14 protein-coding genes are annotated in these 13,604 nt (G+C 63.5%); 6 read left to right on the top strand and 8 right to left on the bottom strand.

Annotation, left to right across the window (positions count from 1 at the left end):
• Positions 1-13: 13 nt before the first annotated feature.
• Genes IEW63_RS00490 through IEW63_RS00480 form a run of 4 tightly spaced genes read left to right on the top strand, consistent with a single transcriptional unit; the run spans position 14 to position 1,597 of the window.
• Positions 14-727, top strand: coding sequence for a YciI family protein (locus tag IEW63_RS00490; protein WP_229710235.1), 714 nt, complete (start codon positions 14-16; stop codon positions 725-727).
• A 6-nt stretch (positions 728-733) separates the two neighbouring features.
• Complete coding sequence (locus tag IEW63_RS14680; RefSeq protein WP_272872559.1) at positions 734-859, top strand: hypothetical protein; 126 nt, start codon at positions 734-736, stop codon at positions 857-859.
• Complete coding sequence (locus IEW63_RS00485) at positions 856-1,215, top strand: YciI family protein (RefSeq protein ID WP_188634651.1); 360 nt, start codon at positions 856-858, stop codon at positions 1,213-1,215. The genes IEW63_RS14680 and IEW63_RS00485 overlap by 4 nt, the downstream gene beginning before the upstream one ends.
• Before the next feature lie 28 nt (positions 1,216-1,243).
• Positions 1,244-1,597 (top strand): DUF1428 domain-containing protein, encoded by a 354-nt coding sequence (locus IEW63_RS00480; RefSeq protein ID WP_188634650.1) that lies wholly within the window; start codon positions 1,244-1,246, stop codon positions 1,595-1,597.
• Positions 1,598-1,634: 37 nt separating this feature from the next.
• On the opposite strand, the gene IEW63_RS00475 is transcribed toward IEW63_RS00480, so the two are convergent.
• The gene (locus IEW63_RS00475) at positions 1,635-1,916 is read right to left on the bottom strand and encodes a DUF503 domain-containing protein (protein WP_188634649.1); all 282 of its coding nucleotides are present in this window, start codon (positions 1,914-1,916) and stop codon (positions 1,635-1,637) included.
• A 220-nt stretch (positions 1,917-2,136) separates the two neighbouring features.
• Between IEW63_RS00475 and IEW63_RS00470 the strand changes: the two genes are divergently transcribed.
• Positions 2,137-2,571, top strand: coding sequence for a hypothetical protein (locus IEW63_RS00470; RefSeq protein WP_188634648.1), 435 nt, complete (start codon positions 2,137-2,139; stop codon positions 2,569-2,571).
• Positions 2,572-2,636: 65 nt separating this feature from the next.
• Here the strand turns inward: IEW63_RS00470 and nirK are convergent, their stop codons facing one another.
• The 3 genes from nirK to IEW63_RS00455 form a co-directional block, all read right to left on the bottom strand.
• Positions 2,637-4,025, bottom strand: a complete 1,389-nt coding sequence (gene nirK / locus IEW63_RS00465; protein WP_188634647.1) for a copper-containing nitrite reductase — start codon at positions 4,023-4,025, stop codon at positions 2,637-2,639.
• Between the two features lie 245 nt (positions 4,026-4,270).
• Positions 4,271-4,744 (bottom strand): anti-virulence regulator CigR family protein, encoded by a 474-nt coding sequence (locus IEW63_RS00460; RefSeq protein ID WP_188634646.1) that lies wholly within the window; start codon positions 4,742-4,744, stop codon positions 4,271-4,273.
• Between the two features lie 146 nt (positions 4,745-4,890).
• Positions 4,891-7,008, bottom strand: coding sequence for a catalase (locus IEW63_RS00455; RefSeq protein ID WP_373288208.1), 2,118 nt, complete (start codon positions 7,006-7,008; stop codon positions 4,891-4,893).
• Between the two features lie 423 nt (positions 7,009-7,431).
• On the opposite strand from IEW63_RS00455, the gene IEW63_RS00450 reads away from it, so the two are divergent.
• Positions 7,432-7,803, top strand: a complete 372-nt coding sequence (locus IEW63_RS00450; protein ID WP_188634644.1) for a hypothetical protein — start codon at positions 7,432-7,434, stop codon at positions 7,801-7,803.
• Here the strand turns inward: IEW63_RS00450 and pdeM are convergent.
• From pdeM to IEW63_RS00430, 4 genes are read right to left on the bottom strand one after another with little or no spacing between them, the layout of a single operon-like run.
• Positions 7,800-8,471 (bottom strand): ligase-associated DNA damage response endonuclease PdeM, encoded by a 672-nt coding sequence (gene pdeM / locus IEW63_RS00445; protein WP_188634643.1) that lies wholly within the window; start codon positions 8,469-8,471, stop codon positions 7,800-7,802. The two genes, IEW63_RS00450 and pdeM, sit on opposite strands and share 4 nt — an antisense overlap.
• Positions 8,468-10,942 carry a ligase-associated DNA damage response DEXH box helicase gene (locus IEW63_RS00440; RefSeq protein ID WP_188634642.1) on the bottom strand — a complete coding sequence of 825 codons (2,475 nt, stop codon included), beginning with the start codon at positions 10,940-10,942 and terminating at the stop codon, positions 8,468-8,470. The genes pdeM and IEW63_RS00440 overlap by 4 nt, the downstream gene beginning before the upstream one ends.
• Positions 10,932-12,527 carry an ATP-dependent DNA ligase gene (locus tag IEW63_RS00435; RefSeq protein ID WP_188634641.1) on the bottom strand — a complete coding sequence of 532 codons (1,596 nt, stop codon included), beginning with the start codon at positions 12,525-12,527 and terminating at the stop codon, positions 10,932-10,934. The genes IEW63_RS00440 and IEW63_RS00435 overlap by 11 nt, the downstream gene beginning before the upstream one ends.
• On the bottom strand, positions 12,527-13,522 hold the full coding sequence (locus IEW63_RS00430; protein ID WP_188635503.1) for a ligase-associated DNA damage response exonuclease: 996 nt from the start codon (positions 13,520-13,522) through the stop codon (positions 12,527-12,529). The genes IEW63_RS00435 and IEW63_RS00430 overlap by 1 nt, the downstream gene beginning before the upstream one ends.
• Positions 13,523-13,604 lie beyond the last annotated feature (82 nt).

Below are 13,604 nucleotides of genomic sequence, written 5' to 3'. Positions count from 1 at the left end.
GGAGAGCGACAAGATGAAATTCATGCTGATGCGCAAGGCCGACGAAGAGACCGAACAAGGTGTCATGCCCTCTGCCGAACTGTTGCACGCCATGCTCAACTACAACCAGCGTCTGGCCGAGGCCGGCGTCTTTGTGAACGGCGACGGCGTACGCCCCACCGCCGAAGGCTGTCGCATCGTCTTCAGAAACGGCGAGCCAGAGGTCGTTCGCGGGCCCTTTACCCCGGCAGTCGACCAGTTGGCCGGCTACTCGATCCTTGAAGTGGACACCCTGGAAGACGCCATCGAATGGGCCAGGCAGTGGCCGGTGGAGGACGGCCACGGCAACGTCACGCTGGAGCTGCGCCGCTACTACGAAGCAGGCGATTTCGACCTCAGCAGCGTCGAGGAGCAGTACCAGCGCCAGCTGCGGCTGCCGACCGAGATGAACATCCACCTGTCCTTCCCCGGCAACTGCCGGGAAGCCATGGCCTTCTACCAGGAGCTTACCGGCGGCGTGCTCGAAGCCCTCATCCCCTATCGCGACACACCCGCCGCAGCGGATGTGCCCGCCGATATGACGGACCGCATCATCCATGCCTCGCTGAACATCCGTGGCCGGCGACTGATGGGCGCGGATATGGCCTGCGGCGGTCATGAACCCATGCAGGGCAGCTGCGTGCATCTGGAATTCACCAGCCTGGAACAGGCCGCTGCCGTCTTCGACCAGCTGCAGCAGGGCGGCTAGATCTTCATGCCCTTCGCCGAGACCTTCTGGGCCAAGGGCTTCGGCATGACCACCGACCGCTTCGGCATTCACTGGATGATCGGTTACGGCACCGGCCATTCACAGTCACCCTCGGAGGTACCCAACCCATGAAATACGTCGCTCTGGTGTACTACCAGGAGAGCCTTATCGAAGCCATGACCGAGCAGCAATGGCATGACCTGAATCAGGAATGCGTGGCGGGCGTCGAGCGCCTGACCGCAGCGGGCAAGTACATTACAGGGCAGGCGCTGCAGCCCACGGGCACTGCCACCACGGTGCGGGTACGCAATGGCGAAACCCTGCTCAGCGACGGTCCCTTTGCCGAAACCAAGGAGCAGCTTGCCGGCTTCTATCTGCTTGAGGCCGAGAATCTGGATGAGGCACTGCAGCTGGCCAGCCGCATACCGCCCGCGCGGCTGGGCAGCATTGAAGTGCGCCCGGTGCGGGAACTACCGCCACGTGACTGAATGCTTTTTATTCTCTAAGGAGTCAATCATGAACTACATCGATGGTTTTGTTGCTGCAGTACCCACCGCCAACAAGGAGGCCTACATCCACCACGCCCGCCTGGCAGCCGCAGTCTTCAGGGAGCACGGCGCCCTGCGCGTCACCGAGTGCTGGGGTGATGACGTGCCGGAAGGTCAGCTGACGTCCTTCAGCATGGCGGTGAAACGCAAGCCGGATGAAGCCGTGGTATTCGCCTGGATCGAATGGCCCTCCCGCGAGGTGCGGGACAGGGGAATGGAAAAGGTCATGAACGACCCGCGCCTGCAGTCGGATACCAACCCCATGCCCTTCGACGGCAAGCGAATGATCTACGGCGGGTTCAGTATGGTGCTGGATGAGTGAAGGATGTCCAAACTATCAAGCACCGGCGGCTGGCGCGTTACAATCTGTCCCGCACAGCCGCCATCACCCTGGCATCCACTGTCCGCTGTACCCTTTCTTCAATCTCGCTGCACAGCGATTCGACCTCCTGCGCAGAATTGCCCACCACAACAAAACTCCATTCACTCGCATCCAGCCGTTCGCGATCACCGCTCTCGCAGACTGCCACCGCTGGCTGCCGCCCGTAACGCTCATGAATGCCACCCATGCGTTGCCGCTTCTCCTTGAGAGACCGGCAGCCAGGGAGCGAAAAGCTCATTGTCAGGATCTGGATATGCATCGTTTACGCTCTGTCGAGATGGTCCGCAGCGATTTCTTACCTTGATGGATATCCGAGGCGCCGGCAAGCGAGCCTGCGGTGACTATTTAGTTGGAGATGCCACTTTCATTTCATTATGATGTCGCGCGCTGAGCGCCCGCTGCAGGTGCGCCAGTACAGGACTTGCGGGAAATGGCAACTCCGTTTCCTGCAAGCATGATTGAATTCAAAGGGAATCGTTATGTATCTGAAGTTAGGGAAGCTGTGTGCGAGTGTTCTGGCCGCGGCAATGATCACTGGCTGTGCCAGCGGGCTCAACTCCATGCAGGAAAGGGAATATCGCGCGATGGAAGCGGCCGATGTTCTGGTTGAGGAAAAGGATCCTTCCGTAGGTGCCGCCCTGGGCATACTTCCTGGTGGGGGTTCGTTCTATGCACGGTCGCCGGGCCTCGGCGTTGTCAACCTGCTCTTCTGGCCTCTGTCAATTCTCTGGGATCCCATCAGCGGCTATAACGGCTCGATGGCGATCAACTACGACATGACCAAGCATCATCTCAAGCGTGAGATGCAGGCGGAGCTCAGCCGTCTGGATGACCAGCTGGCGCTCGAGGAACTGGACCGTCACCAGTACGTGACCAAGAAGCGGGCCATCGAGAGCAAGTACGACTTCAACTGATCTGGCCTGCCGAAACACAAAGCCCCGGGACATTGCTGCCCGGGGCTTTTTTTCATTGCGGATGGTCAGTGTCCGCTGTTGGGGTCGATCTTCTCCTTGGTCTTGAACACGCTGTCGTCAGCCTCGCCATTGACGGTCAGGATACCGGCCAGGCCTTTCTCCGCGCGGGACAGTGCATGGTCCACCAGAATGTACTTGCCGGGGTACTCGGTCTTGAACTCCACCATGGTTGCGCCGCCCGGGGGTACCAGTGTGGTCTGTACATCGGTCAGCGGCGGGCTGGTCAGGGACGCCTGATCCCACACCCGGTCGAAGATCTCGCCGATCACGTGGAAGCTGGATACCAGGTTGGGGCCGCCGACGCCGAAGAAGATGCGCACGGTTTCACCGACATTGGATTCCATCTTGTGGGTGGCGGACAGCGCATCCATGGAGCCGTTGAACATCATGTGCTCTGGGCGCTCATCGAGCAGTTTTTCCAGCGAGAACTCCTGCAGACCGGATGAGCCATGGCGCTGCGCGGTATAGAGCTCGCCCTGCATCACGTAGTACTCGCGATCCACCTTCGACAGCCCGCCTTCAGGTTCCACCAGAATCATGCCGTACATGCCGTTGGTGATGTGCTGGGCAACCATCGGGGTGGCGCAGTGGTAGACGTACAGGCCGGGAGCCAGCGCCTTGAAGGAAAAGCTCTTGGTGTGACCGGGTGCTACCTGGGTCACTGCGGCACCACCGCCCGGGCCAGTCACGGCATGGAAGTCCACCGAGTGGATATGCGCGCTGTCCTCGGCGTTCTTCAGGTTGATGTTGACGGTATCGCCTACGCGCACCCGCAGCATCGGGCCCGGGACAGTGTTGTTGAAGGTCCAGAACTTGTAGCTGGAGCCGTCACTCAGCCGGCCTTCCACCTCGGTGGTTTCCAGGTCGAAGGTGACCGTCTTCGGTCCGCGCTTGCCCACCGGCTCGCCCACCTCAGCCGGGTTCTTGGACAGATCGGGGAACTGGCTGCCAGCGCTCTCCTGAACATCGCCGACGATCAGCTTGCCGAACATACCAGCCGCCTTGTGACCCGGCAGTGAACAGAGGTATTCATAGACGCCGGCCTTGTTCGCCTTGAACACAATGGCCGTGGCCGAGCCCTTGCCACCGATCTGGTCGGATTTGACCTTGAAGTCGGGAATGGCAAAGTCATGCAGGGCACCGTCGCCATTGACGATGTTCACCTGCACCACGGCGTCCACCGGCACCCGCAGCTCAGGGTTAACCTGCCCCTTGGTCGGGCCGGCTTCGCTGATATACACCAGCTTGCCGTCGGCGATATCGGTGCGCAGAGTGAAGACGACATCCGGCACATACTTCACATTGGCGGTGCCACTGGGGTGGTCGGCAAATGCCGGGGCACCCAACCCGACAAGGCCGCTCAAGGCAAACAGAAAGAGAAGTAAGGTTCTCATAGGTTCGATCCCGGATCAGATTGGACCCTGCAGAGCAGAGTCGGAACATGCTCGGGAACGCAGGTGTAGACCAAGGTCGTCCTTGACACCCGCTCCCAAGCTTCATGCTCAGGCTACAAGCGGCACCTGAGCTGCCCCTTGATGGCTGTCAAGAAAAAGTGCGGGGAAATGTGGTCAGTTGTCGCAGGGCCGGAGCGGCCTGCTGGAAAGCATGCTGACGCTTGCCCGGCCGACTTAACCGGGCTTCAATCGAAAACATCCAGCAGAATATCGGCAATCACGCCGGTAGCCACCGACACCAGAATCAGATCCGTTCCTGCCATCTGCCACTCGTAGCCCTGGTGGCGGGGCAAGCGGTCCAGAAACGCACCGGGTGCGACCTTTCTGGCGATGCCCGGAGGCAGGGGTTTGCCACGCGCGAGGTTCTTGCGAATACCCGGCGGCAGATCTCGATAACCGGTCAGGCCTGCCTGGCGTGCGTAATCCCGCGCCAACACCGCAGAGATACCGGCACTGACTACAGTGCGCACCAGGTCACGATCGGAATAATGGTCATTCCTGTGACGATGCTCCCTCCCCGACTTGCCATGTCCGGGGTGTCCGTTTTCATGGGCGCGGTGATGTGGCGGCCCCTTGCCCTCCGGTGGCCCGGCATGAGCGGGGGAAATACAGAGACAGCCCGCCAGAAGGCAAGCTGCTACAGCGATACGATGGTACATGGCGCAATCCTCGAAAATCGCCCGCGATCCCCCGGGCGGCCCTCCGCCCGGTACGTCGAACGCGCCGGCGCTACCTACTTATACCGGGGCCCGCCCAGCGGGGCCATATATGCGGCCATCCTCTCCGGATGGCCGCATTCCACTGCTCACACCATCGGCGGATCCGTTTCCCGCTCGAAATGCCGGTGCTTGATCATGGAGGCGATCAGATCCGCGGTTCCATCCCCGCCCTTGGCCACCACATGCACACCGGGGTAGCTTGCGGTCGGGTCGATATCGGCCTTCTTCAGCACCTGCGCGCCCTCACCTATCACAAGCATCGGTTTGCAGTGGCGGAACAGGGTACGGACAAAGCCCAGCGCCTCCCCGTTCTTCATCATGGCTTCGGCTGCCGACTTGCCGCCGGGCAGCACCATGGCGTCGAACACCACGGAAGGCGACGCTTCATAGGTCGTATCCGCTTCCACCGACAGGCTTTCGCCGGTGATCGCGCCCAGTCTTGAGCTGACCAGTCGCACCACCGCGCCCTCGGCAATCAGTGCTTCGGCCACGTTGCGTACTGCGGCCCCGTCCACGCCGTCCTCGCAGAGAATGGCGACCTTGCGGGTGCGGATGCCCGCCTCGCCGGGGAAGGACCGCAGCGACAGGAAATCGGACTTCTCCACTTCAGGCTTGAACACCTTGTCGGTGGCCGGCGGCATGGGCGGCGGCAGCTTGGTGATGCCGAGCTTCTTCGCTACCGGAATCGCCAGCGCGTCGGTCACGTTGCGCAGCATCGATACGGTGCGCTCGCGCACCGCCGGCACCGTCACCTTGCCCAGCTCGAAGGCAAAGGCATCGATGATGTGCTTCTGCTCCGCCGGCGTCTGGCTGTTGAAGAACAGCCGGGCCTGGTTGTAGTGCTCGGCAAACTTCTCCGGCTTGCCGGTCAGCTCGACCCCGGAAACCGGCTCGGGGAAGGGCACAAAACCCGCATTGCCTGCCTGGAACGGGCAGCCGCCGGCCAGGGAGTTGGGCTCGTAGGCTACCTTGCCGCGGTGAATGGTCTGGCGGTGGAAGCCATCACGCTGGTTGTTGTTGACCGGCACCACCGCCGCGTTGATCGGTATCTCGTGGAAGTTGGGCCCGCCCAGACGCAGCAGCTGGGTGTCCTGATAGGAGTGGATGCGCCCGGCCAGCAGCGGATCGTTGGTGAAGTCGATGCCGGGAATCACGTGGGCCGCGCAGAAGGCCACCTGCTCGGTCTCGGCAAAGAAGTTGTCCGGGTTGCGGTTGAGCACCAGCCGGCCGATCGGCGTCACCGGCACCAGCTCCTCCGGAATGATCTTGGTCGAGTCCAGCAGGTCGAAGCTGAACTTCTCCGCATCCTCCTCGGGAATCAGCTGCACGCCGAAGGTCCACTCCGGATACTCCCCGGCATCAATCGCCTCCCACAGGTCGCGGCGGTGGAAGTCCGGATCAGCCCCGGCAATCTTCACCGCCTCGTCCCACACCAGCGAGTGGGTGCCCAGCTTGGGCGTGAGGTGAAACTTCACGAAGGTCGCCTTGCCCTCCCGGGTGACGAAGCGGAAGGTGTGCACCCCGAAGCCCTGCATCATCCGGTAGCTGCGCGGGATCGCCCGGTCGGACATCTGCCACATCAGCATGTGGGTGCTTTCCGGCATCAGCGACACGAAGTCCCAGAAGGTGTCGTGAGCCGAGGCCGCCTGGGGCATGGCATGGTGCGGCTCGGGCTTCACCGCATGCACCAGATCCGGGAATTTGATCGCATCCTGAATGAAGAACACCGGCATGTTGTTGGCCACCAGATCCCAGTTGCCCTGATCGGTGTAGAACTTGATGGCAAAACCGCGCACGTCACGGGCGGTGTCCTTGGAGCCGCGCTCACCGGCCACGGTGGAGAAGCGCACGAACACTGGCGTCTTCTTACCTTTTTCGGCAAAGGGCGCGGCGCAGGTCAGGTGCTCAAGACTGTCGAAAGCCTCAAAGAACCCATGCGCACCCGAGCCCCGGGCATGAACGACCCGCTCCGGAATGCGCTCGTGGTCAAAGTGGGTGATCTTCTCGCGGAGGATGAAATCCTTGAGCAGCGCCGGACCGCGCAGGCCGGCCTTGAGCGAGGACTGGTTATCCGCCATCAGCACGCCCTGGTTGGTGGTCAGCGGCCCCTGGGGCGGCGGCGCCCGGTCCTTGTCCAGCGAGCCGTCCTTGAACTGGCCATCCTTCACCGGCCCTGCCCCGCCGGTTTTGGCGTTGCTGTTCATCTCGCTCGGTGTACTGGCCGCAGCCAGATCGTCGAACACCGGCGACACCGACCCCGCCGGCGGCGCACCGGCGCGGCCATATTCGCTGGCCTTGGTGTCGTTGTGCGGCATGCTGGCAGACACCTCACCGATCACCTTGGCCTGCTTTACTGCCGCCCGGTCCGCACTGGCGGGCGCGGAAGCGGGGCCGCCATCGGTGCCGAGGTAGGCGGTTTCGGGAATGTAGGTACCGCCTTTACCTTTCTTGTCATTCGGCATCGTTTCATCCTCTGGGGTAAACAAAAAGATTGCCCTCCCGAGATGTGGACAAGAGGAGCAAACGAAGCGTTCAGGGGTTATTTTGCGCCTGTCTGCGATCACCGCGGTTAAGCCGCCGGGGCCCTTAAATGCTAGAGTTACGCCAATTCAACCCGGACGACTCCCATGCTCATATACATCCTGGTCGCCTGCGACCGTCTTGAAGAAAAGCGCGAAAAGAAACTGCGGCAGAGCCTGCCGGAATTGCAGGCGGCGCTGCAGGCCTATGCTGATGAGAATGCGGCCCACAAGGTGACGCTGATCAACGACTGCGAAAGCGACGATTGTGAAGACTGGCAGCTGGGCATCAGCCAGCCGGCGACCAAGAAGATTCACCTCAATCCGCCGGTGGATCTGTTCAACCGCCTGGCCGAGCAACACGGCATAGATTGTGAAGTGGGTTATGTCGAGGACGATACCCGCGAGCCGGTCAGCTATTTCGGCAAGTACGAAGGCAAAGGTGAAGCGTTTCTGATCGCGGAGTATCTGGGGCTTTAACAACGCCCCCTGACACCCGCCCGCGTCCCCATCGGATACAACTCGCCCTCCACCACCAGCACCGCCGCCTCCCCGGCCTGCGGCTGAATATCCCAGCCGCCGGTCAAAGCGCCGAAGGACGGCAATACCGTCACTCCCTCACGACACCAGAATACCGGGGCGCGTAACCGGTCACCCGCCGCCGACAGGCTGTACACCGGATGCAGATGCCCGGCCAGCACATGTCGGCCGGGCACACTTTGCGGCTCATGACATAGGTGAAAGGGGCCGACATCCAGGGTGGCATGCCAGGGGATGCCGATATCGATGCCTTTGGCGTGCCGGTCATGGTTACCAATCACCGCCTCCACCTGGACATGGCCATGGCGCGCCAGCCAGCCAGGAAACTGCTCAAGGAAAGGTTCACCGGGTTTGGGCCGGTGATGGAAGAAGTCGCCGAGTACTATCACACGCTGCGGTGCAAAATGCGCAATCAGGGCGGATAACCGTTGCAGGTCATCCTGGCTCTGCCCGGTCGGCACCGCCAGCCCCTTGCGACGGAAGAAGGCGCCCTTGCCAAAGTGAGTATCGGCCACCATGAGCGTGGCGTGGGCCGGGTAATACAGCGCCTTGTCACCGTGCAGGATGACCCGCTCGCCCGCGAGCGCCCACTCCAACGTGCGGCTCATTTGCGCTTCTTCGCGACGCGATCGGCGTTGCGCTCCAGGGTCACCAGCATGCGCTGCACGCGCTGACGCCAGTTCTCGGTGCTCAGCCGGCCACGCAGGCGATCGACCCACAACGGGAAGGCCAGGGGCGAGAAGTGTTTCGGTGTCATGATGATCAGCTCCTGCTCGGCGGCGCGCTCGAGCACGGCACGCAGCCTGCGGATATCCAGCTGGTCTTCCATCACTTCGCGGCGGGCCTGATCGAGCAGCTTGTGCTCGGGGTCGTAGCGCGCCAGGGTGTCGTAGAGCAGCCCGGTGGAAGCCTGCAGCTGACGGTCGGTCTTGCCCCGCCCGGGATAGCCCTGAAACACCAGCCCGCTGATGCGCGCAATATCACGGAACTGCCGGCGCGCCAGCTCACTGGCGTTCAGCGCGGCGAGCACATCGTCCAGCAGCTGCTCCGGGCTGAGCAGCAACCGCCACTGGGTGTCGGTAAGCGCGGGCGGTTCGGTTGGCGTCAGCAGCTCCAGACCGTAATCGTTGACCGACAGGGAGAAAGTGGCCGGCTGCAGCTGACCGATGCGCCAGGCCAGCAGCGCCGCCAGCCCCTCATGGGCCAGCCGACCGGCAAAGGGGAAGATGAACAGGTGGTGACCTTCCCGCGAGCGGCAGCGCTCGATCAGCAGGTGCTGCCGTCCCGGCAGGGCCGACTGCTCGCGCTGCACTTCCAGCACCGGGCGCACGGCCTCCACTTCTGGGTCGCGGTAGATGCCCCGATCCACCTCCTCCAGTATTTCCAGCACCGTATCGGCCAGCTCGGAGGACAGCGGCAGGCGCCCGCCGTACCAGCGGGGCACGCTGTGCCGTCGGGTGGAGGCGGGCTTCACATAGGCCACCAGATCGCGCACCTTGATCAGTTCCAGCGCCCGCCCGGAAAACAGGAACACATCACCGGGATTGAGCCGGGCGATAAAGGACTCCTCCACCGTGCCCAGGTAGCCGCCACGCAGGAACTTGACCCGCATCTGCGCATCGCTGGTGATGGTGCCGATGGCCATGCGGTGGCGGCGGGCGATGCCGGTATCCTCCACCCGGTACAGGCCGTCCTGTTCGACCACCCGATGAAACTGCGGGTAATGCTCCAGCACCGGTCCGCCCTGGGTAATGAACACCAGGCACCAGTTGAACATCTCCTCGGTCAGGCCGGCAAAGGCGTGGGTCGCCTGGGCCTCGGCCAGAGCCTGTTCGGCGCGGAAGCCGGGGCCTGCCGCCAGCGTCACCAGATGTTGGACCAGCACATCCAGACACAGGCGCAACGGCCGCCGCGCCTCGACCCGCCCCGCCGCCCAGGCGCGGCGTGCGGCGGCAATCTCCACCAGCTCGAAGGCATGGCTGGGGACGCAGAGAATCTCGCTGGGCGCTCCGGGCTGGTGGCCGGAGCGGCCGGCGCGCTGCATCAGGCGAGCCACGCCCTTGGGGCTGCCCACCTGCACCACCCGATCCACCGGCGAGAAATCCACCCCCAGGTCCAGACTCGAGGTGCAGACCACACAGCGGAAATCCCCGGCGCGCAGCCCATCCTCGATCCGCTTGCGCAGCTTGCGGTCGATCGAGCCGTGGTGCAGCGCCAGCTGGGTCAGCCAGTCCATGCGCGCCTTGAGTACTGACTCGAACCACAGCTCGGCCTGGGATCGGGTGTTGGTGAACAGCAGCGCGGTATCGCCCTGCTCCAGGTAGTCCAGCACGCCCTCCAGCTGCGCCAGCCCCAGATGGCCGCCCCAGGGAAAGCGCTCCAGCGTCGCCGGAATCAGGCCGCGCACGGCCAGCGTCTTGTGGGTGTCGCCGGCAATACTGACGCCCGGCGCGGCGCCCTCACCGAGCAGCACCTGCATGGCCTCATCCAGGTTGCCTAGGGTTGCCGAGAGCCCCCACACCGGCAGACCCGGACGGCGCGCGCGCAACCATGCCAGGCACAGTTGCAGCTGCACACCGCGCTTGCTGCCGAGCAACTCGTGCCATTCATCGACGATGACCGCATCCAGCTGGCGGAAACTCTCCTCCACGTTGCGGTAAGACAGCAGTACGGACAGACTTTCCGGGGTGGTGACCAGGGCCTGGGGCAGCTTGCGCCGCTGCCGTGCCCGTACGCTGGCGCTGGTGTCGCCGGTGCGGGTCTCCACCTGCCAATCCAGCCCCAGCCCGTCCACCGCCTGTTGCAGATTGCCCGCCGTATCCGAGGCCAGCGCCCGCAGCGGGGTAATCCACAACACCCGCAAGCCGGCAGGTGCCCTGCCCTGCTCCAGCGCCAGGGAAACCGGGCCGAGCCAGGCAGCCAGGGTCTTGCCGGAGCCGGTCGAGGCATGAATCAGACCGGACTGCCCGGCGCGGAAGGCCGCCCAGCTGCGCCGCTGAAAAAGCGCAGGCTGCCAGCCCTGGCGGGCGAACCAGTCTTCAATTGCCTGGAGGCCATCCACCGAGGTATCAGCTGCCATAGATGCGCAACAGCTCTCTGACCTGGTCGAGGGTATCGGCCTCCTCGACCGGCTTGTCCTGCCGCCAGCGAACAATGCGCGGAAAACGCAACGCGATGCCTGACTTGTGCCGGGGCGAAGGCTGAATCCCCTCGAAGGCAATTTCCAGCACCTGCTGGGGCTTGAGCGAGCGCACCGGGCCGAATTTTTCCACGGTATTACGCCGGATCCAGTGATCCAGCTGCTGGATCTCCTTGTCGGTCAGCCCCGAGTAGGCCTTGGCGATGGGCACCAGATTCTCGCCGTCCCGCACGGCCAGGGTGTAGTCGGTATACAGGTTGGCGCGCCGGCCATGCCCCGGCTGAGCGTAGAGCAGCACGACATCGATAGTCAGCGGATCGATCTTCCACTTCCACCAATCGCCCCGCACCCGCCCGCTGCGATAGGGGCTGGCGCGACGCTTGAGCATCAGGCCCTCGACGCCGCGCTCGCGGCTGCCTTCGCGGAGAGCCGCCAGCGCCGGCCAATCGCGGGCGTCGGTTATCGGACTCAGGCGCAGCGCGGGCTGCGCGGCTTGCTCCACCACGGCTTGCAGGGCAATGCGACGCTCCTCAAGGGGACGCTCCCGCCAGTCTTCACCCTGATATTCCAGCAGATCATAGGCCAGAAACACTACGGGAACTTCCTTGAGCAGCTTCGGCCCTACGGTCTTGCGTTGAATGCGCCGCTGCATCTGCGAGAAGGGCAATACCTGCTCATCCCATGCCAGCAGCTCACCATCAAGCACCACCTCCGGCAGCGCCAACGCGGCTTCCTCCACCTCGGGGAAGCGCCCACCCATGGGTTCTTCGCCACGGGACCAGAGCCAGATACCGCCGGGCCGGGCAATCAACTGGGCGCGGATGCCGTCCCACTTCCATTCAGCCAGCCAGTGGCTCAGGTCACCCAAATCAGAAGGATCACCCTCCAGAGGCGACGCGAGAAAAAAGGGATAGGGCTGGCCCTGGCGCTCCTCCCGGTGCTCCTCATCAAACAACCGCTGATAGAATTCGGCGCTGGGCTCGAACTCACCCATCAGGCGGCGCGCTATCAAGGCCCGGGGCTTGCCACTGAGCGCCGCCAGGGCGCGCTCCACCAGACCGCGGGAGACACCGACCCGCAGGCTGCCGGTCAACAACTTGTTGTACAGAAAGCAGGCGTGGCGCGGCAACGTGCGCCACAGTGCGATGACATGTTCCTTGCGCTGCTCCTCCTCCAGATCGCGCAGGCTGAGAATGCTCTGCTCAACCCATTCGGCGAAGCTGCCCTGCACCGCCGGCCGCTCACTGTCGTCTTCCATCAGCAGGCTGATGGTTTCGGCCAGGTCACCCACGTGCTGGTAGGTTTCCTCAACCAGCCAGTCCGGCAACCCACTGGCCTCGGCCAGCCACTCGCGCAGCCGGCGGGGACCGACCAGGCGCTTCATGCGGCGGCCAGTCAGTATGTACACCGCCCAGGCGCCGTCATGGGGATCGACGCCGTCAAAGTAGGCCGTCAGTTCATCCAGCTTGGCCTGGGTCCGGGTGGTTGAATCCAGCGCGGTATAAAGTTCGGCGAAGGCCTGCATCAGTCGTCCTCGCCGCCATAGAGGGTTTCCAGCTCATGGGCTTCGATGCCCTCGTGCTCGCGCAGATAGCGCACCAGATCATCGCTGCGACCGTGCGTGGTCAGCACAGTGCGGGCGCCACACTCGCGGATGGTGCGCAGCAAGGCCGGCCAGTCGGCGTGATCGCTCAGCTCGAAACCATAGTCATAACCGCGCCGGCGGCGGTTACCGCGGATGCGCATCCAGCCGGAGGCAAAGCCGGTGCTGGCATTGCGGAAGCGGCGCATCCAGGGCGAACCGGCGGCCGAGGGCGGCGCGAGAATCAGCTCACCGGCAAAATCATGATCGGAGGGCAGCTCGGTAACAGGAATAGTCTGCAGCATCTGCACACCGGCCTGCCGGTAGATCTCCGTCATCGCCACCATCGCACCATGAACAAGAACCGGGCGATCGGTATGGGCCGTCAGCGCTGCCAGTACCCGCTGCGCCTTGCCCAGCGCGTAGGTAAAGAGAATGCAGGGCCGATCAGGATGCGCCGCCCACCACTGCCAGATCTGCTCCCCCACCCGCTCCACCGGCGGCCAGCGGTAGCAGGGCAAGGCAAAGGTCGCCTCGGTGATCAGCGTATCGCAGGGGATAACTTCAAAGGGCGCACAGGTAGGATCAGGGTCGCGTTTGTAATCACCGGTCACCACCCAGACGCGACCATCATCATGGGCCAGCCGAACCTGAGCGCTGCCCAGCACATGGCCGGCCGGGTGCAGGCTCAGCGTGATGGCACCGAAACGCCGCTGCTCGCCGTAATCCAACCCGGTAAAATGATGCTCCCCCAGGCGGTGGCGCATGATCGGCAGGCTGTGGTGCTGGGCCAGATAATGCTCGCTGCCGGCGCGGGCGTGGTCGGCGTGGGCATGGGTAATCACGGCGGTCGCCACCGGACGCCACGGATCAATATGAAAACTGCCCGCCGGACAGAACAGGCCTTCATCGGTGGGAATGATGATCGGATCATGCATACGCAACGGCGCCCCAGTCACTCGTCGAAGATCGACACCTGTTACTTGGGACAATCGAGGCGGGGGGATGTTACAGAGGATC

Origin of the sequence: Halopseudomonas pertucinogena, from assembly GCF_014646575.1 — a bacterium.
In the GTDB taxonomy this organism is placed as follows: Bacteria; Pseudomonadota; Gammaproteobacteria; order Pseudomonadales; family Pseudomonadaceae; genus Halopseudomonas; species Halopseudomonas pertucinogena.
Note: the sequence above shows the minus strand (reverse complement) of the source record. Positions and strands in the feature narration are given on the sequence as shown.